The sequence below is a fragment of the Ruegeria sp. YTSC192 genome (assembly GCF_059609705.1).
Map to the genome: position 1 here is coordinate 57014 of NZ_JBXWMG010000013.1, position 19791 is coordinate 76804.

Annotated in this window: 13 protein-coding genes; 5 read left to right on the top strand and 8 right to left on the bottom strand. The window is 59.3% G+C overall.

The window, feature by feature from the left end; translation table 11 throughout:
• Positions 1 to 15 precede the first annotated feature (15 nt).
• The 3 genes from AC2FD8_RS17155 to AC2FD8_RS17165 form a co-directional block, all read right to left on the bottom strand.
• Positions 16 to 8751 carry an Ig-like domain-containing protein gene (locus AC2FD8_RS17155; protein WP_496858130.1) on the bottom strand — a complete coding sequence of 2912 codons (8736 nt, stop codon included), beginning with the start codon at positions 8749 to 8751 and terminating at the stop codon, positions 16 to 18.
• A 132-nt stretch (positions 8752 to 8883) separates the two neighbouring features.
• A complete protein-coding gene (locus AC2FD8_RS17160; protein ID WP_496858132.1) occupies positions 8884 to 9618 on the bottom strand; it encodes a helix-turn-helix transcriptional regulator in 735 nt (244 codons plus the stop codon).
• Between the two features lie 323 nt (positions 9619 to 9941).
• The gene (locus AC2FD8_RS17165) at positions 9942 to 10667 is read right to left on the bottom strand and encodes a 16S rRNA (uracil(1498)-N(3))-methyltransferase (protein ID WP_496858134.1); all 726 of its coding nucleotides are present in this window, start codon (positions 10665 to 10667) and stop codon (positions 9942 to 9944) included.
• Positions 10668 to 10679: 12 nt separating this feature from the next.
• On the opposite strand from AC2FD8_RS17165, the gene ubiA reads away from it, so the two are divergent.
• The 3 genes from ubiA to AC2FD8_RS17180 all read left to right on the top strand — a co-directional run bounded on the left by ubiA (position 10680) and on the right by AC2FD8_RS17180 (position 13936).
• Positions 10680 to 11642: a 4-hydroxybenzoate octaprenyltransferase gene (gene ubiA, locus AC2FD8_RS17170; RefSeq protein ID WP_496858136.1), complete on the top strand. Its 963-nt coding sequence runs from the start codon at positions 10680 to 10682 to the stop codon at positions 11640 to 11642.
• Positions 11643 to 11706: 64 nt separating this feature from the next.
• Complete coding sequence (locus tag AC2FD8_RS17175; RefSeq protein WP_496858137.1) at positions 11707 to 13614, top strand: OmpA family protein; 1908 nt, start codon at positions 11707 to 11709, stop codon at positions 13612 to 13614.
• Between the two features lies 1 nt (position 13615).
• Positions 13616 to 13936: a hypothetical protein gene (locus AC2FD8_RS17180; protein ID WP_496858139.1), complete on the top strand. Its 321-nt coding sequence runs from the start codon at positions 13616 to 13618 to the stop codon at positions 13934 to 13936.
• Between the two features lie 260 nt (positions 13937 to 14196).
• On the opposite strand, the gene AC2FD8_RS17185 is transcribed toward AC2FD8_RS17180, so the two are convergent.
• Entirely contained in the window at positions 14197 to 14577 is a 381-nt protein-coding gene (locus AC2FD8_RS17185) for a VOC family protein (RefSeq protein ID WP_496858141.1), read from the bottom strand.
• A gap of 39 nt (positions 14578 to 14616) precedes the next feature.
• Between AC2FD8_RS17185 and AC2FD8_RS17190 the strand changes: the two genes are divergently transcribed.
• Positions 14617 to 15162: a winged helix-turn-helix transcriptional regulator gene (locus AC2FD8_RS17190; protein ID WP_496858143.1), complete on the top strand. Its 546-nt coding sequence runs from the start codon at positions 14617 to 14619 to the stop codon at positions 15160 to 15162.
• A 124-nt stretch (positions 15163 to 15286) separates the two neighbouring features.
• On the opposite strand, the gene AC2FD8_RS17195 is transcribed toward AC2FD8_RS17190, so the two are convergent.
• From AC2FD8_RS17195 to pgsA, 3 genes are read right to left on the bottom strand one after another with little or no spacing between them, the layout of a single operon-like run.
• The gene (locus AC2FD8_RS17195; protein ID WP_496858144.1) at positions 15287 to 15757 is read right to left on the bottom strand and encodes a molybdenum cofactor biosynthesis protein MoaE; all 471 of its coding nucleotides are present in this window, start codon (positions 15755 to 15757) and stop codon (positions 15287 to 15289) included.
• A gap of 1 nt (position 15758) precedes the next feature.
• Entirely contained in the window at positions 15759 to 16004 is a 246-nt protein-coding gene (gene moaD, locus AC2FD8_RS17200) for a molybdopterin converting factor subunit 1 (protein ID WP_170462569.1), read from the bottom strand.
• Positions 16005 to 16007: 3 nt separating this feature from the next.
• On the bottom strand, positions 16008 to 16676 hold the full coding sequence (gene pgsA, locus AC2FD8_RS17205) for a CDP-diacylglycerol--glycerol-3-phosphate 3-phosphatidyltransferase (protein ID WP_496858146.1): 669 nt from the start codon (positions 16674 to 16676) through the stop codon (positions 16008 to 16010).
• Positions 16677 to 16859: 183 nt separating this feature from the next.
• Between pgsA and AC2FD8_RS17210 the strand changes: the two genes are divergently transcribed.
• Complete coding sequence (locus AC2FD8_RS17210) at positions 16860 to 17744, top strand: DMT family transporter (RefSeq protein ID WP_496858148.1); 885 nt, start codon at positions 16860 to 16862, stop codon at positions 17742 to 17744.
• Between the two features lie 96 nt (positions 17745 to 17840).
• On the opposite strand, the gene uvrC is transcribed toward AC2FD8_RS17210, so the two are convergent.
• Positions 17841 to 19715 (bottom strand): excinuclease ABC subunit UvrC, encoded by a 1875-nt coding sequence (gene uvrC, locus AC2FD8_RS17215; RefSeq protein WP_496858150.1) that lies wholly within the window; start codon positions 19713 to 19715, stop codon positions 17841 to 17843.
• Positions 19716 to 19791: the final 76 nt, after the last annotated feature.

Consider the following 19791-nt stretch of genomic DNA (forward strand, 5'->3'; position numbering starts at 1 on the left):
GCACCCTCCGGGGCGTTAAACCAACTCGGACGCGGGCGGCAGGTCGATTTCCGAATAGACCAGGAAGCCGTCCAGATTGTACCCACCCAGATTGCTGCCCGAAAGCCCACTGACATCCGCGTTGGTAAAGCTCGCGATGGTATCGCCCAAGGTATAATTCGCCCCCGGCGCACCACCTTCAATCAGATCCTGCAATACGGCGTTTCCGCTTTGATCGAAGAACAGAGCGAATTCGCCCGGCCCAATCGGATCAAACGTTGCCGCAATCGAGTCCAGATTCCCCTGATCAGTCGCATCGGCGACCTCCCATGCGATTGAGAACACGGCCAGATCTTCCGCGACCACAATCCGGTCACCGGAGTCTTCGCTATCGGTGAAGCGGAAGCCGTTGATCACATTGGTGCCCGAGTCCGCAGGGTCGATATAGATGAACGCACGATCCTCCGCCGGGGTGCCTCCTGCGATATCGACCGTATCAGCGCCGTCGCCAAGGATGATGGCTGCATTGCCGCCCCCGCTGAAGGTCACGGCATCGTCGCCACCGCCCGCCTCGATCCAGTGATCGACGCCTTCGATACGGATATCCTGCGCCGTATCGTCAGCGACAACGATCAAATCGCGCGCGCCAAGGCCGAGCGAATAGTCAATCGCACCTTCGTTCGTGGCGCTGTCCAGCATCGCGGCAAAGTCGGCAAACGGAATTCCAAGATCCGTCAGTGACCAAACCGGGCTGCCATCCAGGGTCAGGGTGGCTTCGTTGACTGTGCCAGACAGAACCTCGCTGCCGGGTAGGCCGGACAGGGACAGCCCTGTGCCGGTGATCGACAAGGCGTAGTTTTCCGCCGCACCGACTTCGAAGAAGGTGAACTCGGTCGGCGATTGCGTCTGCAGGAATTCGGTGATTTCCGATGCGATCAAGGCAAGGTTCCCCGCGCCGTTGATCGTCAGCGTGGCCGGGTTGTTCATCCGCCCCGGCGACAGCGAAAGAAGCTCTTCCGCGATCGAGTTCTCAAGGTCCTGCGCGCTCAACCCAACAAGCGTGACCGTGTCATCCGCACCCAGATTGAACCGCAAGGACGGCTGACCATCAAAGGTGACATCCTCATAGTCCGGCAGCCCGAAGTCAAAATCACCATCGCGCGTTTGCAACTGATCCACATCGATGTCGAAGTTATAGACGACGTCATGACCCTCACCCACGATAAAGATGTCTTCGGATGCACCACCTGTATAGGTGTCGGCACCGCCGCGCCCTTCAAGGACCGAGCCAGTATCTGCTGCCGTCAGTGTGTCATCGCCGGTACGCGAGCCACGAACCTCTTCGACATTTGACAGGGTATGGGTAAAGGCCTGGCCATCCCATGTACCGGTTGCGATCCCTGTTGCCAGGTTCACGGTCACCCCGGTGGTCACGTCGCTCCGGTCATAACGCACAACGTCATACCCACCAGCCGCATCCAGAACATCGGTACCTGCGCCCAGAATGAAGCGTTCATCCCGGTCCGAGCCGGTCACGTTGTCATCCTCGTCAAAGGTCCGCAATTCAATCCGACCACCCGAGCCTGTCACGTTCAAGTCGATGGACCCGCCAGTAAAGGTAATGTCGCCGGTATCGAGGTTTGCAGTCGTCGGGCCACTGCCCGTATCAATACGGATGATGCCCGAGTTCAGGTCAGCATTGATTGTGTCATCACCGCCCGCATAGAACGCCCCGAACCACGAGAATCCGCTGCCCTGAGTGATATTGATCGTATCGTCCCCAGAGGTACTTGTGATCCCGAGGCCAAAGGCTTCGCCGGGTGCAAGTGGGTCGGTAATGGTATCGAAGCCATCGCCGAACTTATTCACCGAACCCTGATTGTTGGCATAGTCGACAAAGGCCTCAATCGGTCCGGTCAGACCGTCATAGCGCAGCTCGACAAAGCTCTCGCTGTCCGCGTTTGACAGATCAAACTCATCATCCCCAAGAGAGCCGTTGATGACGTCATCTCCATCGCCACTGGACAGCGGGTTGATGAAGTCGTTGCCATCTGTCCCGTCGATAACGTCCGGACCGTCTGTTCCGATGATCGGATTGACCGCAAAGCGATCCGCGTATTCCTGCTGGAAATTCGCAACTGTCCAGTCTTCGAACAGAATCGTCGCGCCATCTGGCAAGGTAATCCGGATATCATCGCCGATCTGTTCGGCGTTTTGCACAGCTAGGGCGATCTCTTCATCCGTGGCACTGTTGTCCAGTTCGATATCGTCGATCCCGGCTTCAAAGTCGCGAATGATGTCGTTGCCGCGCCCGACGATGAACAGGTCCTCGCCAGCGTTGCCCTGCAACGTATCATCACCTTCGCCACCGATGAGGATATCGTTACCCGCACCGCCGGTGACCGTGTCGTTGCCGCCACGACCATCCAGGAACGAGCCCGTATCCGCCGCTGTCAGGGTATCGTCGCCTGTCCGGGACCCCCGCACCTCTTCGACGTTTGACAAGCTGTGCGAGAAGGCCTGACCAGCCCACATACCTGTCGCAAGCCCGGTCGCAAGGTTCACGGTCACACCGGTTGTCACGTCACCACGGTCATAGCGCACGGTGTCGTAGCCACCACCTGCATCCAAGGTGTCAGTTCCCGCACCCAGAATGAAGCGCTCATCCGCGTCTGAACCGGTGATAGTATCATCTTCGTCAAATGTCCGAAGCTCAATCCGGCCGCCAGAGCCTGTCGCATTCAACTGAATGCTTCCGCTGGCAAAGCTGATCAGACCGGTCGAAAGGTCGGCCGTGGTCGCCTCGCCGCTTGTGTCGACACGGACGATACCCTCGTTCAGGCTCGCGTTGATCGTGTCATTGCCGCCAGCATAGACAATCCCGGCCCACGAGAAGCCGGTGCCCTGCGTGATGTTGTAGGTGTCATCGCCAGCGGTTCCGACAAGCCCGATACCAAGGGATTCCCCGGTTGTGTTGGGGTTGGTCAGCGAATCAAACCCATCCGCGCCCTTGTCGACAAAGCCCGTATTGTTGGCATAGTCGATCGAGGCCGTGATCGGGCCGCCCAGCGCAGAGTAGTTCAGCTCTACAAAGCTCTCGCCACCGGAGTTCGAGAAGTCGATCTCATCATCACCGGTCGAGGCATTGACGACATCAAACCCATCATCATTGCCCTGCGGGTCGATGAAATCGTTCCCGTCGGTGCCCTCCAGTACGTCATCACCGAAGGTACCGATAATGTCCTCACCGCCAGCGTCGTTTTCGGCCTGTAGCTCGGCAACCGTCCAGCCTTCTAGCCGGAGCGTTGCACCGGTCGAGGCGAATGTGACCACAACTGCGTCGCCGTCCTGCACCGCTGCTGCTACGGCTGCGTCGACTTCAGCGTCGGTATAGGCAGGGTCCAGCTCAATCGAGTCGATGGCATCGCCCTGATAGTCCTGAATGGTGTCGTTGCCACGCCCGACAAAGAACGTATCCGCACCATCACCACCGATCAGCAGGTCGTCGCCGTCACCGCCGATCAGCGTGTCATCGCCACCGCGACCTTCCAGACGTGAGCCGGTGTTGGCCGCCGTCAGATTGTCATCTCCGGTTCGTGAGCCGCGCACGCGTTCAACATTGGACAGGGTATGGGTAAACGCCTGACCGTCCCAGATACCGGTTGCCACCCCGGTTTGCAGGTTCACGGTCACTCCGTCAGTCACGACGCCACGGTCATAACGCACGGTATCGAAACCGCCGCCCGCGTCCAGCGTATCGGTGCCTGCGCCCAGAATGAAACGCTCATCCGCATCAGAGCCGGTCACATCGTCATCGCCGTCGCCGGTCTCCAGCTCGATCTGGCCACCGGAGCCGGTCACGTTCAGATCAATCGAGCCGCTGGCGAAGGTGATGTCACCCGTGGTCAAATCCGCTGTGACATCTTCATCTACCGGGCCAGGGGTCACCGCATTCACACGCACGATGCCGGTGTCCAGCGTCACATTGACCGTGTCATCGCCGCCTTCGTAGAAGATGCCCGCCCATGTCTCAACGCCGTCCTGTACGACGGTAAATGTGTCGTCGCCCTGCGTGCCGACAAGGCCGACCCCGAACGCCTCGCCCGGTGTTTCGGGGCTGATCAGCGTGTCGGTACCATCGGCGCCTTTGTCTACCGAACCCGTATTGTTGGCATAGTCCAGTGTCACGTTGATCGGGCCATCCAGCGCAGCGTAGTTCAGCTCAACAAAGCTGGTGCCGCCGGATGTGCTCAGGTCGATTTCGTCATCCCCCAGTGAGCCATTGACGATATCGAGGCCTCCAGCCTCACCATCATTGCCTTCGGGGTTGATCGTGTCGTCACCGGGTGTGCCCGACAGCTCATCATCGCCGCTGGTGCCGGTGATCGTCTGACCGACCGCACCCACCAGAACCGACCGATCTGTCGTCGCGCTGGTATTGCCCAGCGCGTCTTCGGCAACCGCGGTGACCTGGAAATTTTCGGTCGGCACATCCGCCGCGGCGAAAGTGACCGAGAAATCACCATTCACGTCCGCATTTGCCTGCTGGGATTCTGCACCGATCGTGACGGTAACTGTGCTGAACGCCTCGGCCGTGCCCGAGATGACCAGATCGTCAGCCTGCTCGGCCGGGTCGATGAAGTCGTCACCGGATATTACGTTCAAAACCGGGGCATCAGGCGCTGTCACATCAACCGAGAACCCTCCGCCATCAACCGAACCACTGCTGAGAGAGGTCGGCGGTAGGGTTGCCTCGGCGGAAACAGAATAATCACCGCTGGCATCCGGCAGGTCCGCCTCAGCGAAGGTGACGCTCCAGCTGCCATCGGGGGTCACAGCGGCCTGCTGATCCTGACCATCAATCGTTACGGTGACCGTGCTGCCTAACCGGCCCAAGCCGGACACCACCAGCCCGGCGGCCAGTTCGGTCGGGCCAAACGTGCCCGAGACCGGGTTGATTGTGGGCGTCAGTGTCGAAATCGGCTCAACCGTCACGGCCTGAGTGGCCTCGGCACCGGTATTGCCCGCCGCATCCGTGGCCGTTGCGTTGATTGAGAAATCCGCGTCCGGGACATCCGCTGCGTCGAAGGTCACCGAGAACACGCCGCCATCGTCTGCGACGGTGGTTTCCACGACCCCATTGATCTCAACCTCGACGGTGACAAACGCCTCAGCGGTGCCGTTGATGGTCAAGTCTGCGTCTTGCTCTTCCAGATCCAAAGCATTGTCGCCTGCAACACTGTTTATCACTGGTGCATCGGGGGCGGTCACATCAACCGAGAACCCTCCGCCATCAACCGGCCCGCTGGTAAATGCAGTCGGCGGCAAAGTGGCGACGGCAGAAACTGCATAGTCACCAGTCGTCGCAGGCAGGTTGGCCTCGGCGAAGGTCACGCTCCAGTTGCCATCGCCGTCCACGACGGCCTCCTGATCCTCACCGTCAATCGACACGGTGACCGTGCTGTCGGTGCGACCTGTGCCGGTGACCGTCAGACCCGCGGCCAGATCGCCCGCACCCAGAACACCCGAGACCGGGTCAATAGTGGGGGTCAGGGCTGATTCCGGCTCGACCGTGATCGCCTGCGTCGCCGAGGCGCTGGTATTGCCCAAATCATCCGACGCAACTGCGCTGATGGAAAAGTCCGAAGTCGGAACGTCAGCGGCATCGAAGGTGACGCTAAACACGCCGCCGACACCGGCCACGTCTGACAGGGTGACGCTGCCGATTGTAACCTCAACTGTCGCGCCTTCATCCGTGGTCCCGGTCACCGTCAGATCCGCGCCGCTTTCTTCCAGTTCGATGGCGTTGTTGCTCGCTACCGCATCCAGAACAGGTGCAGCTGCCGCGTCCAGATCGACTGAGAAACCACCACCCGAGACCGAACCGCTGGCGAACGATGTGCCTGCCAAAGTCGCCGTGGCAGAGACCGTGTAATCCCCCGTCGCATCCGGCAATGCGCTTTGAGCAAAGGTGGTTGTCCAGTTGCCATCGCCATCAACGGTTGCGTCCTGCGTAACGCCGTCAATGTCCACGGTCACGGTGCTGCCCACGCGCCCGGTGCCGGACACCACTAGCCCTGCGGCCAGTTCGGTCGGGCCGAACGTGCCCGAGACCGGCGTGATTGTGGGCGTCAGTGTCGAAACCGGCTCAACCGAAATAGGCTGCGTGGCAGCGCCGCTTTCGTTGCCCAGCGGGTCTGTCGCCGTCGCGCTGACCGAAAAATCGGCGCCGGGAACATCAGCCGCGTCAAAAGTAACCGAGAACGCGCCGCCCACATCCGCAACCGCCGTTTCAACAGCACCGTTGAGGGTGACCTCAACCGTCGCGCCCGCCTCGGCGGAGCCGGTAATGGTCAGGTCTGCGCCCTGCTCTTCAAGCTCCAGCGCGTTGTTGCCCGCGATAGTGTCTAGCGACGGTGCATCGGGGGCTGTCAGATCAACCGAGAACCCTCCGCCATCAACCGAACCGCTGGTGAACGAGGTCGGCGGTAGGGTTGCCACGGCAGAAACAGTATAGTCACCGCTCGCGTCCGGCAGAACGCCTTCGGCAAAGGTCACGCTCCAGTTGCCGTCGCCGTCCACGACGGCGTCCTGATCCTCGCCATCAATCGAAACGGTGATGGTGCTGCCCGCACGACCTGTGCCGGTGACCGTCAGGCCCGCTGCCAGTTCCGCAGCCCCCAACGTGCCCGAGGCCGGATCAACAGTCGGGGTCAGGGTCGACTCCGGTTCGACCGAGATGGCCTGTGTCGCCGGACCGCTGGCATTGCCCAGATCATCCGACGCGACAGCGCTGACGGAGAAACCCGAAGTCGGAACATCAGCGGCATCGAATGTGACACTGAACGAGCCATCTGTAGCGGCCGTATCCGTCAGAGTCACACTGCCGATCGTTACGGCGACAGTGGCACCCGCCTCGGCGGTACCGGAAACAGACAGGGGCGACTCGCGCTCTTCCAATGCCAGGGCGTCGTCGCTGGACACCGCATCCAGGACAGGTGCCGCTGGAGGCGTCAGATCAACGTCAAAGCTGCCACCCGAAACCGCCGGAACGGTGAATACAGACGACCCCGAGGGCGCGGCAGCGACCTCAACCGTGTAAGCCCCGCTTGCTGTGGGAAAATCAGCGGCATCAAAGGTGATTTGCCAATCGCCATCGCCATCAACTGTCGTGGTCCGGCTGACGTCAACGGTTGCGTCGTCGCCATCGCTGAAGGTCACGCGGACGATACTGCCAGGGCGACCGGTGCCCGACACGACCGGGGCGCTATCCAAGTTTGATGGGCCGTATGTAGCCAAGAAGTTTTCAGAATCGACAACTGGTTGCAGCGGAACGATATTGTCCGCCTCGTCAGCAAGATCTTCAGGATCAGTCGTAGCGATATCACCGGATTCCACCAGATCGACCAGCGTCCCTTGAGCGACTTCCTGGTTGGCAACGATGTCGTTTTGCAGCTCTCCAATATCACTTGGGTCCGCGTTTTCTACAGCTTCATCAATGTTTTCGTTCAGCGCCTGAACCGCATTCGCAATCGAAGTTGCCTCGCCCTCGTCGACGTCAGCCTGCTCCAGCGCTTCGGCAATCGCATCTGCGTCGCTCAGAACCGCAGATGGGTCAGGATCACCGGGGCCAGCCGCGGCGTCCAGCAACTGTTGCGCAAGCGATGCAGCCGCGGCCTCGGAGGCGTCCGAACTGCCTTGGGCGTCATCCTGCGTTGCAGCCGCTGCTGAAATGACAGCGGCAACTTGCGCCGCCGCCGCGAAAGCTGCGGCATCCGAGGGGTCGCTGGCGTTTTCGATCTGTTCAACCGGGTCAAGTTCCAGCAGGTTGGTATCGCTGCTCAGACCCAGCGCGACGGCCAGTTGCTCATTCGCTTCGGCTGCGGTCAGCGGCGTGTCGCTGTCAGCGCTGGCTTCGACAAGGCTCTGAACAAGTGTGGTCAGGGGGGTGATGACGGTCGAACCCGCCGGAGCCGTCAGGGTGCCTGTGAAAGCCTGACCTGTTGACGAATCCGTACCACCAATCGACACGATCTTGGCCGTTGGGTTGGAGGCGTCCAGGGTGATCGAATAGTTACCCTGTTCATCGGTGATCGTATTCGGCTCGCCCGCGTCAAAAATCGTGTTGCCGTTCAAATCCTGAAAGACGGTGGCGTTGACCAGATAGCCATCCACAACCGTTCCGGTGGTGGGGCTGCTCGTCGAACCCGAACCACCATCGCTGCTGCCTCCGCCGCCGCCGCCACCTGCGGCCCCGGCAAGGGCGAGCCCGCCACCAACTGCGGCCAGCGTTCCCCCGGAAACGCCTCCGCCCGCTGCTGCGGCTTCTGCCATCTGAATGGCGACTGCTTCAGAGACGAGAACCTCGCTGCCCGACACGGTGAAGCTGCCCGCAGGCAGGCGCATGACAGCCCCGTTCTGCAGCGTGACCTCGGCGGCGCCATCCGGCAGAATCTCAATGGATTTCACCCCGTCCAGGGTGCGCAAGGATACCTCTGACGACTGCGCCTGCGCTGTCTCTGCACTCATCAACACAAGGATCAGCGCCGTGCCACCTGCGGCCATCTTGGCAGCGGATTTCGCCGCCAGTTGCTTGAGAAAGTCGCCCCGCCCCTTGGTATCGGTGGGAACCCGCACAGGTTGCGCCATCGAAGCTGGCAGCGCTTTGATGGACTGATCAAACTCGGCTGAGACACCGCGCAATTCAACCGTGGACAGGGAAAACGAAGACGTGCGGGCCAGGCGGCCTGTCAGTTGCGACTGCATATTCATGTGAGAGATGGCTCCATCGAAAATACTGGTAAAGAGGGGCCAATAACGAACCCCGGCTATTCGTCGGCGAAAATTTGCTTCTGCACCTTAGAAAACAGGCGATGTTCGCCCAAGGTAGAGATATTTATACCTTCACAGGTCAATTAGGTTTTCTTTCAAGGCGATGGCGAGCGCCTGCTCGCGGGTTGACGCACCCAATGCCTTGCGGGCGAGTGAGAAGTGCTTGTTCACAGCGGCTTCGCTGATGCCCAGACGTTCAGCGATACGGGCCGTCTGGCACCCGTTGGCCAGCAACTCCAATACTTCTTGCTGACGTTGTGAAAGGACCTGGGTCATAGCTTTCAACTTCAGATTGGCTGGTGAATGAATTGGTTCGGTAATTGAAGTGGCCAAAAAGGCCGACAGCATCGTCAAATCGACAACACTGTTGTTTTGCGCAGTCTGCATGCTGTCGCCTGAACACAGCGTTACATATACCCCGCGCCGCCCAGGCTTGCCAAAGCGGGACCCGATCAACGAGGCCAGCCCGGCGGATTTCAATCCGTGGTCCAGCGCGTATTCCTTGTCGGATCGCGCATCCATGCGCTTCATCTGGCCGGATTCGACAATGTGGTATTCGTTCTGCCAGGCCAATGTCTCGAGCATGGCGTCGACCGACATGTAGTCTTCTTCAAGATATTCGGTAATCCAGTCATCCGGCATGTTGGTGTTCATCCAGAAGATCTGCTTTTTGGTCCCGTCGGCCTCACCAACCAGAATTGCGCCAATGCCCTGCTTCTGAGATTGCGCGACAGCTTCATTCCATCGATCTTCTGCGGACGTAAGTCCGGCCAGAGCATCAACGAAATCTATCAGCGCATTTTTCATAACGATCTGCGGCGTTCATTTCACTTGTTAAATTCACTTTTAATAAACAAATAGAGAAATTAAAATTTAGTCAACATTTTGGTGCTTTTCAGGTCTGGAAGAGGCAGTTTGTTTTCAGTGACTTGGCTTGTGATGAAGGTCTTCAATTATTCAAATAATTGATATCGTTTTGAGAGTAACCTCTCAACACTTGGAAAAGGGTCATGGAAAAAATACTATTCGACGATCAGTTCTTTTTGGGATTGCACCTCATCGCGGCACACTCCTGACTTTTTGGGCTTATTGTTCGTAATTCCAGAAGAACAGCCTGCATGGAACTTGGGCTAGCACCAATCCCCCAAGGCCTGCTGCCACATGGTCAAAGCAGCCACCGCTGCCGTATCAGCGCGCAGAATTCGTGGGCCGAGGCTGACAACATGCGAAAAGGGCAGTGCGCTCAATCGGGCGCGCTCGCGATCCGAAAACCCACCTTCGGGGCCGATCAGAATGGCCCAGGGTTGGCCTTTTTCCTGCGCGGCCAGTCGCAGGGCTGATCCGACCTCGGCCTCATTGCAGAACATCAACTGCCGATCCTGAGGCCATGCGTCCAGCATGCGATCCAGTTTTTGCAGCTCCGCGACCTCGGGCACGTAGGTGCCGCCGCACTGTTCGGCGGCCTCGACCGCATGCGCCTGAAGCCGATCCTGCCGGATACGTTCGGAGTTTGTATACTCTGTCTGCACCGGCAGAATGCGCGCGGCCCCCATTTCTGCGGCCTTCTCGACAATGAAATCCGTCCGCGCCTTTTTGATCGGCGCAAACAGGAACCACAAATCCGGCGGCAGTTGCAAAGGCCTGGTCTGCTGCAGGCAGGACAGAACGCCGCCGCGCTTGCCCGCCTCAGAGACTTCGGCCAGCCATTCGCCATCCCGGCCATTGAACAGCGCAATCTGCGCGCCAACGGATTGCCGCATCACGCCGAACAGGTAATGCGCCTGCTCACGCGTCAAAGGAACCGATTGCCCCTGACCCAAGGGCTGCTCTACATACAGTCTGATCTTCGCACTCATGAGACCCTACATATGCAAGGCAATGCTCCAACACCAGACGGTCAGGTCGCTGACGCTGTCACCGGCAATTGGGTGGACACCCGCGCGCCCGCCTTCACCCGCCCCTATCTGCGGCTGAGCCGGGCGGACAGGCCAATCGGAACATGGCTGTTGCTGATCCCCTGCTGGTGGGGGCTGGCGCTGGCGATCCTGAGCGATGGCGCGCCACGGCTGGAGGATGCATGGATTGCGATCGGCTGCGCCCTTGGGGCCTTTTTGATGCGCGGCGCGGGATGCACTTGGAACGACATCACCGACCGCCATTTCGACGCGCAGGTCGAACGCACAAAATCCCGCCCGATCCCCTCAGGTCAGGTCAGCGTACTACAAGCCGTGGTCTGGATGGGCCTGCAGGCGCTGATATCGCTGGGGATTCTGCTCAGCTTCAATACAGGCGCCATCCTAATGGGCGTTCTGTCGCTGGCGCCAGTTGCCCTCTATCCCTTTGCCAAACGTTTTACATGGTGGCCGCAGGTGTTTCTGGGACTGGCCTTCAATTGGGGCGCGTTGCTGGCTTGGGTGGCCCATACCGGATCGCTGGGCTGGCCAGCGGTGACGCTGTATCTGGCGGGTATCGCGTGGACGCTGTTCTACGACACGATCTATGCGCATCAGGATACCGAAGACGACGCGCTGATCGGCGTCAAATCCACCGCGCGTTTGTTCGGGGCGAATACGGCCAGATGGCTGAAGTATTTTCTGATCGCCACGGTCTCGCTGTTGGGGTTGGCGATCATCGACGCAGGCGTGCCGGATTCGCCGTTCTGGATTGTCACGATCGCATTGGGCGGGCCATGGGCCATGGGCTGGCATATGCTATGGCAGTTGCGCAATCTGAAAATCGAGGACAATGCCAGACTGCTGATGCTATTCCGGTCGAACCGGGATACCGGCCTAATTCCGCTGATCTTCCTCTGCGTCGCGCTGCTGCTCTGATTGCACCTGCGCGCCGGGGCCTGTACAAACCCGCCCAAACGCCCGAGGAGTCTGAAGCCCGCATATGCGTCTGCCCTATTTTGTAGCTGTTTGCCTGATCTTCCTTGTCTCTGCGGGCCTGTCCTTTTTGGCTGCGGGCTTCGCCGTGACAAAGGTCGAGGACGCCTCGGAATTCGCCGTCCGGCGCGCGCTGGACCTGAAAGGTCACAACTGGGCCGAGGTCGAATCCGACGGCCTGCGCGTCATTCTCACAGGCATCGCCCCGGATGAGGCGATCCGATTCAACGCCCTGACTGCCGCTGGAACCGAGGTCGATACCTCCAGGGTCATTGATGAGATGGACGTGGCCGCCACATCGGCGCTGGCTGCCCCAAGGTTTTCCGTGGAGATCCTGCGCAATGACAGCGGCGTTTCCGTCATCGGCCTGATCCCGGCCAGCGAGGACCGCGCGTCCCTGATGGACGGGTTGCAGGCGCTGGACAGCGACCATGCCGTTTCGGATTTGGTGGAAACCGCCGACTACCCGAAACCCGATGGCTGGGACGATGCGTTGGCCTATGCGGTGCTGGCTCTGTCCGACCTACCACGCGCCAAGATCTCGGCCAGCCCCGGCCTTGTCCGGATCACCGCGATTGCCAACAGCCAGCAGGAAAAAGAGCAACTGGAGCAAGACCTGACCCGCGCCGCGCCGCCGAGCGTGCGGATTGGTCTGTCCATTTCAGCCCCGCGCCCGGTGATCACGCCCTTCACCCTACGCTACCTGATTGACGAGGCCGGAGGGCAGTTCGACGCCTGTTCCGCCCAGGATGAAGACGCACGCGACCAGATCATCGCGGCGGCGGAGGGGGCTGGTCTTGCCGGACCCTCTTTCTGCACCATCGGTCTGGGTGTGCCATCCCCGCGTTGGGCGGAAGCCGCCGAACAGAGCATCAACGCGCTTGCCGAAATCGGGCAAGGATCGGTGACGATGTCGGATGCGGATATCACTCTGGTCGCCGTTCAGGGTACAAACCCCGCGCTGTTCGACCGCGTCGTGGGTGAGCTGGAAAACGCATTGCCCGAGGTGTTCGCCCTGCATGCCGTGCTGCCCGAACCCGAGGTCGCGGATGAAACCGGACCCGTCGAGTTCTCTGCCACCCGCAGCCCCGAGGGTTTGATCCAATTGCGCGGCCGTGTAAGTGACGACGTGTTGCGTGACATGGTCGACAGCTATGCCCGTGCGGCGTTTGGGTCCGACAATGTCCATACCGCGACCCGCGTCACATCAGATTTGCCAATGGATTGGCCCGTGCGTGTTCTGGCCGGGCTTGAGGCCCTGTCACAACTGCACAACGGCGCACTGACCGTAACGCCCGAATTGGTTGAGCTGAACGGCATCAGCCATGACGAAGAGGCCAAAGCCCGGATCGCGGGTCTGCTGTCGGACAAGCTGGGCGATGCGCAGAACTTCACCCTGTCGATCACCTATGTTGCTCCGCCCGATCCCGAAGATGCGCTGCCCGATCCTGAACTTTGTGAAGAAGGTATCGCTGAAATTCAGGCCACCAGCAAAATTGCGTTCGAGCCGGGCTCGGCCACCATTGCCTCGGAGTCGCGCGATACGGTGAACCAGATTGCCGACATCCTGCGTGATTGCGGTCCGATCCGGATGGAAATTCAGGGCCATACCGACAGTCAGGGCCGGGAAGAGATGAACCAGCAGCTCAGCCAGGCGCGGGCGCAGTCGATTTTGAACGAACTGCGCGGACGACGCATTCCGACCTCAAGCTATACGGCTGTCGGTTATGGCGAAACGCAGCCTATTGCCGACAATGACACCGAAGCGGGCCGCGAGGAAAACCGCCGGATCGAGTTCCGCCTGATCCGCCCGGAACCCGTTGAAGCGTCCGAGACCGGCCTTGAGGCGCTTGAAGCCGGAACGGAAGACCAGAGCGATACCTCCGCATCGGATGCGGAAGCAGAGGACCAGTAAGTTGAACAGACTAGAATTCATCATCGCCACCGCCGTCATCCTGTTCGCTGCTTTCTGCATGGGATGGTTTGCCAACTGGCTGGCCCACCGCCTGTCCCGCGTGCGCCAAAGCGACGTGGCCGATCTGGACCGTATGAGCCAGGAACTGCACGAGGCCGAGGAAACCCGAGATCAGGCCATCACCTATCTGCAGCAGCGCGAAGCCGAGTTGACCAACCAGCTGACCCAGACCGAGGCAGAACTGACCGCAGCCATGGACGGCCTGCGCGCCGCCCGGCAAGAAGCCGAAGAACTGCGCGGACGCATCAACAACGCGGACTAGGAATTTCTCAGGATTGGGATCTTCATGCGTATCAGTTGGTGAACGTCACACGAACCTGACCCAACCGTCATAGTTGGACCAGTAGTTAGATGAGAGTTCGACATCACACGGCGCCCCGGATCAAACATCCTTTGAGCAAAGAAATTAGGCGCAGAAGTGTTGATCAGTACGACGCGCGGCAGAAAAGGTCCGCAAGGAGCCCAAAGTCACTCATGCTGCAGAGACTTCAAACGACCGCTAAAGGAAAACCAGTCCAAGCCCTAATCAGCCCCGCCAGTCAAATCCTGGGCAAGCATCAACGCGTTGCCGTCGGGATCATAGAAGGTTGCTGTTTTGACCATGCCTTCAACGACATCGGTTTCGCCGTCAAATTTGACATTGGCCTCTTCCATCTTTTGCCGCGCCGTATCCAGGTCAGCGATACCGAAGACTGGAACACAGTTTCCAGGTGCGGGTTCCGTGTGTTCGCCCAAACCGATTGTCACACCCGTCGTCTTGGTCTGAAGCTCTGACCACCCGGCCTCATCCGCGTGGTAGATCGTTTCAAACCCAAGAACGCTGCCGTACCACTCTGCGCTTACATGACGGTCTTTGACAGACAGTGCGATGTTGATGGTTTCTTCTAGTGAGATGAGTGACATGGTCTTCCCTTTTGCGTACGGATATATTAACTATACTTTATGGACATAGGAACCTTTGTCAACACTACCTCAAGGGCTTGGGCCATTCCTATTCTGTCGAGCTTGCATGCAGGCATTGCCGGAAGACAAGCGCCGCTACTTGCCGCCACCGGAGCGAGCAGGACCGCTTTCGCGCAAAGCATGGACCACCTCGTTGCGATCGGACTGCTGGAAAGAAACCCCGGCTATGGCCATCCGTTGCGCCCAGAGTTTCGACTGACAGAGCTAGGAGTTTCCGCAGCTGCCCTTGCCAACAAAATTCAAAGTGTCATTGCTGAGAGAGATCAAGATTTGCTTCGGCGCTCATGGACCTTGCCCGTCCTGACTGCGATCCATCAGCCGCGTCACTTCAATGAGATCAAACGAAACCTGCGACCGATTACGGATCGTGCCTTGTCGCAATCGTTGAAGACGATGGAAACCAGAAGCTGGGTTCAACGGCAAATTGACGAAGCCGCCCGCCCGCCACGATCTATGTACTGTGCTGTGAACACTGGTGGTTTGATAAGCAGTGTTGCGGCCAGTGAAATCAGTTTTTCCGGATAAGCAGTCCTTCTTCGGCAAGCAACGAATGACGGCAATGTCCGCACATCCGACATTGGGTCAGAATTGCGTCACGTTTGGGCCAATGCTACGTGACGTGATACTGATTTGATTCAGAAAATTCGCGTCAAGAATCAGAGAATTGCGACGTCCCATCCCACCGCGTCAGCGCGTCTTCGTCTTCGTCCTTGGCCGCCACCCAATCGGCGCCCGAATTGGTGACCTCTTTCTTCCAGAACGGCGCGCGGGATTTCAGGTAATCCATCAGATATTCTGCAGCCTCGAACGCATCCTTGCGATGCGGTGCGGCTGTCGCGACCATCATGATCCGATCACCCGGAGCCAGCCTGCCGTGGCGATGGATCACCAGAACATCGCCCAATGACCAGCGCTGCTGCGCCTCTTGCGCGATCCTGGTCAGCGCGCGTTCGGTCATGCCGGGGTAGTGCTCGATCTCCATCACGTCCAGATCGCCCGAGGCCAGATCGCGTACGACACCCGTGAAGGTCACGATCGCACCGTTGGCGTCGTCACCTGCGGCAAAGGCGTTGGCCTCGGCCCCCAGATCAAACGCCTCTTCCTGAACCGCAATCCGCATCTCAGCCGCCCGTCATTGGCGGAAAGAACGCAACTTCGCGCACGCCGGCCAGTGGGGCGTCAAAATCCGATAACTCCTGATCCAAAGCCACCCGAAGCGCCGAGAGATCGGCAAAAGCCACGGCATAGCGATCCTCGCGCGCGCTGAGTTCGGCCACCAGATCAGACACGGTCGCAGCCTGCGTTTCGACCTTTTCTTTGGGCAGGCCGATGCGTTCGCGGACCCAGGCGAAATACAGCACGTCCATCGGTTAGCTCTCCTTCAGATGCGGCATGGCTTTACGTAGGTAGTCATAGCCGCTGATCAATGTCAGCGCTGCAGCAATCCACAGCAGCCACAGGCCGATGCGACCTGACCAGAACATCCCTTCAAGATGGGCACGAATGTTGTTGATATCCTCAACCTCTCCGGTCAGGACCTGATCTATGGTCGTGGGGTCCATGCCAAAGGTGGCCATAACGAAATTGTGCTCAAAAATCCCCTGCGAGAACAGAATGGCGATGGCAAACATCTGGGCCGTGGTCTTCCACTTGGCCAGTTTGGTCACCTTGAGCGTTCCGGCGACGTCACCCAGATATTCACGCAGGCCCGAGACGAACACTTCGCGAAACAGGATCACGGTGGCGGGTAGCACCAGCCACGGGGTCCAATGCTCGGTCGAATAGCCAACAAGGATCATCAGCGCGATCACGACCATGGCCTTGTCGGCAATCGGGTCCAGCATCGCGCCCATCTTGGTTTCCTGCTTCCAGGCCCGCGCCAAGTAACCATCGAACCAGTCGGTGATCGCGGCGGACATGAACAGGATCAAGGCAAACCAGTCGGCATAGGGACGGGTGAAATACAAAAACATCACGGCCAGACCGGGCGCGGCCAGCAGGCGGAGCAGGGTCAGAAAATTGGGCAAGTTCCATTTCATGCAGCGACACTACATCGCCGCCCGACTACATAAAAGACAGACAAATGAAAAACTGGCCCTTTCACAGAGGGTTGCGCGACAAAAAGTCAAAGGGTCGCAACCATGACCTCTCGGCCAAATACATCTTGGCGCGGGGCGGCTTTGCATTCAGATTGGCGCACGGCTCAGCAGCGACGGGATCCCATGACCGCACATATTCAGACCGACCCCCGATCGAACCTGATCGGAAGCACATGGATGATCGCCGGTATGGCATTGTTTGCGCTGGAGGATGCCTTGCTGAAAGGCGCGTCTGCGACTTTGCCGATCTGGCAGATTTTGATCCTGTTCGGCGCTGGTGGAACGGTGATCTTTGCAACGGCGGCTCTGCTGCGCGGGGCGAACCTGTTTCATCCCGACGTGCTGTCTCGCCCCATGAAAATCCGAGTGCTGTTCGAGATTCTGGGGCGGATGTTCTACGTGCTGGCCATCACGCTGACGCCTTTGTCCGCGGCAACCGTGATCCTGCAGGCCACTCCTCTGGTCGTGGTCGCGGGCGCTGCGTTGGTCTTTGGCGAAACCGTCGGCTGGCGACGTTGGAGCGCTATTCTCATCGGTTTGATCGGCGTTGTGATCATCATCCAACCGACCGGAGACAGCTTCTCGGCCCTTTCGATTCTGGCCGTTTTGGGCATGCTGGGTTTCGCTGGGCGCGATCTGGCCAGCCGCGCCGCACCCGCGACGCTGGGGACCGATGTTCTGGGCTTCTACGGCTTTCTCTGCGTTATCGTGGCCGGTCTGGCCTATCAGTTCTGGGAAGGGGTACCGATGGCTCCGCTGGACCTGAACACCGGCCTGCACGTGGCCGGAGCGATCCTGATGGGCACAGCCGCCTATGCCTCGCTCATGAAAGCCATGCGAACGGGTGAGGTCTCGGCCGTGACACCGTTCCGCTATTCCCGCCTGCTGTTTGGTGTCGGGTTGGGCGTGGTGATGTTTGGCGAGACGCTGGATCAGACCATGTGGATCGGCAGCGCACTGATCGTGGCCTCGGGGCTGTATATCCTGTGGCGCGGTCGAAAGGCCTAGATCGCTTTGCGTTTGATTTGAATCGAAATACGCTGCCTCTCCCTGCGGTCGAATGCGCATTTCGATGGTCTCACCTCAAGTAAAACGCAAAACGCTTTAACCCTTGTCGTGGAAGAAATCATAGACCTTCTGCGCCAACCCGGCCGAGATCCCCTCGACCGCTTTCAGATCCGCCAGATTGGCCCGGCTGACCGCCTTTGCACTGCCGAAATGAGCTAACAGTGCGCGTTTGCGCGCCGCCCCTACACCGGGAATTTCATCCAAGGGCGTCGCGCCCACGGCCTTGGCCCGTTTTGCACGATGGGTACCGATGGCAAAACGGTGCGCCTCATCCCTCAGGCGCTGAATGAAGTACAAAACGGGGTCGTTGCGTTTCAGGGCAAAAGCGCGTTGGCCGATGCGGTGGAATTCCTCTTTGCCGTGGTCGCGATCCACGCCCTTGGCGACGCCGACCATCGGGATGTCTTCGACGCCGTGTTCAACCATGATCTCATGCACCGCACTCACCTGCCCGGCCCCGCCGTCGATCAGCAGAAGGTCGGGCCACATGCCCTTTTCACGATCCGGGTCTTCCTTTTGCAGGCGAATGAAGCGGCGGGTCAGAACCTCTTTCATCATCCCAAAGTCATCGCCGGGCGTGAGGTCATCACCGCGGATGTTGAACTTGCGATAGGCGTTTTTCATGAACCCCTCGGGGCCAGCGACGATCATACCGCCGACCGCATTGGTGCCCTGAATGTGCGAGTTATCATAGACCTCAATCCGACCCGGCGGGGTATCGAGATCAAATGCCTCGGCCACACCACGCAGCAGTTTAGCCTGTGTGGCACTTTCCGACATGCGGCGGGCCAGAGATTCACGCGCGTTGCGCAAGGCACCTGCGACCAGTTCCTGTTTCTCACCGCGCTGGGGCACGAGAATTTCCACCTTGCGTCCGGCTTTCTCGGCCAAAGCTTGCTCCATCAGGTCAGTGTTTTCGATCCCGTCCGACAGGATCAGCTGACGCGGTGGTTCCTTGTTGTCGTAGAACTGACCAAGAAACGCCTCCATGGCCTCAGCCGGGGACACATCTGCGCCGACCCGAGGATAGAAATCCTTGTTCCCCCAATTCTGGTTCGCGCGGATAAAGAACACCTGCACACAGGCCTGCCCGCTATCCATATAAAGGCCGATCACATCCGCCTCGGCGACGCCGCGCGGGTTGATGCCTTGGCTGGTCTGCACCTGCGTCAGCGCCCGGATGCGATCCCGCAGACTGGCGGCACGTTCGAACTCCATCGCCTCAGACGCGGCCATCATCTGTTCGGCCAACTCTTCCTGCACCTTGGTGGAACGCCCCGACAGGAAGCGTTCGGCATCCTTGACGCTTTCGCGGTAGTCATCCTCAGAAATCAGCCCAACGCATGGCCCAGAACACCGCTTGATCTGATAGAGAAGACAAGGGCGCGTGCGACTGTCGAACATGGAATCCGAACAGTTGCGCAGAAGGAACGCTTTTTGCAGCTGGTTCAGCGTCCGATTCACAGCACCTGCATTGGCAAAGGGACCAAAATACGCACCCTTTTCCTTCTTCGCGCCACGATGCTTTTTGATCTGCGGAAAGGCATGATCCTTGGCGACCAGAATGTTCGGGAAACTTTTGTCGTCGCGCAGCAGGACGTTGTACTTGGGTTTGAGCTGCTTGATCAGGTTCTGCTCCAGCAGCAGCGCCTCGGTTTCGGTCCTCGTGGTCAGGAACATCATCGACGCGGTCGAGGCGATCATCTTCTCGATCCGCCCGGAATGTCCGGGGCGTGTGTAATTCGACACCCGCGCCTTTAGATTCCGCGCCTTGCCCACATACAGAACCCGGCTGTCCGTATCCAACATCCGATACACACCGGGCGAGCTGTCCAGCGTTTTCACATAGCGCTGAATACAGGCATAGCCGGTGGGCTGAAGCTCGGGTGTCGATTCGTCTTGGGTTGTCATGGGCCTGAGATATGATTCCCTGATCATGGCTGCAATCTTGCGCGCCCCAATTCAAGAGAAAACAAATCCACGACTT

Coding starts and splice junctions, on each gene's coding strand:
- AC2FD8_RS17175 (WP_496858137.1), top strand. CDS start 11,707: ATGCGTCTGCCCTATTTTGTAGCTGTTTGCCTGATCTTCCTTGTCTCT.
- AC2FD8_RS17195 (WP_496858144.1), bottom strand. CDS start 15,757: ATGCGGATTGCGGTTCAGGAAGAGGCGTTTGATCTGGGGGCCGAGGCC.
- uvrC (WP_496858150.1), bottom strand. CDS start 19,715: ATGACAACCCAAGACGAATCGACACCCGAGCTTCAGCCCACCGGCTAT.
- AC2FD8_RS17160 (WP_496858132.1), bottom strand. CDS start 9,618: ATGAAAAATGCGCTGATAGATTTCGTTGATGCTCTGGCCGGACTTACG.
- AC2FD8_RS17165 (WP_496858134.1), bottom strand. CDS start 10,667: ATGAGTGCGAAGATCAGACTGTATGTAGAGCAGCCCTTGGGTCAGGGG.
- pgsA (WP_496858146.1), bottom strand. CDS start 16,676: ATGAAATGGAACTTGCCCAATTTTCTGACCCTGCTCCGCCTGCTGGCC.
- ubiA (WP_496858136.1), top strand. CDS start 10,680: ATGCAAGGCAATGCTCCAACACCAGACGGTCAGGTCGCTGACGCTGTC.
- moaD (WP_170462569.1), bottom strand. CDS start 16,004: ATGGACGTGCTGTATTTCGCCTGGGTCCGCGAACGCATCGGCCTGCCC.
- AC2FD8_RS17210 (WP_496858148.1), top strand. CDS start 16,860: ATGACCGCACATATTCAGACCGACCCCCGATCGAACCTGATCGGAAGC.
- AC2FD8_RS17190 (WP_496858143.1), top strand. CDS start 14,617: ATGGACATAGGAACCTTTGTCAACACTACCTCAAGGGCTTGGGCCATT.
- AC2FD8_RS17185 (WP_496858141.1), bottom strand. CDS start 14,577: ATGTCACTCATCTCACTAGAAGAAACCATCAACATCGCACTGTCTGTC.
- AC2FD8_RS17155 (WP_496858130.1), bottom strand. CDS start 8,751: ATGAATATGCAGTCGCAACTGACAGGCCGCCTGGCCCGCACGTCTTCG.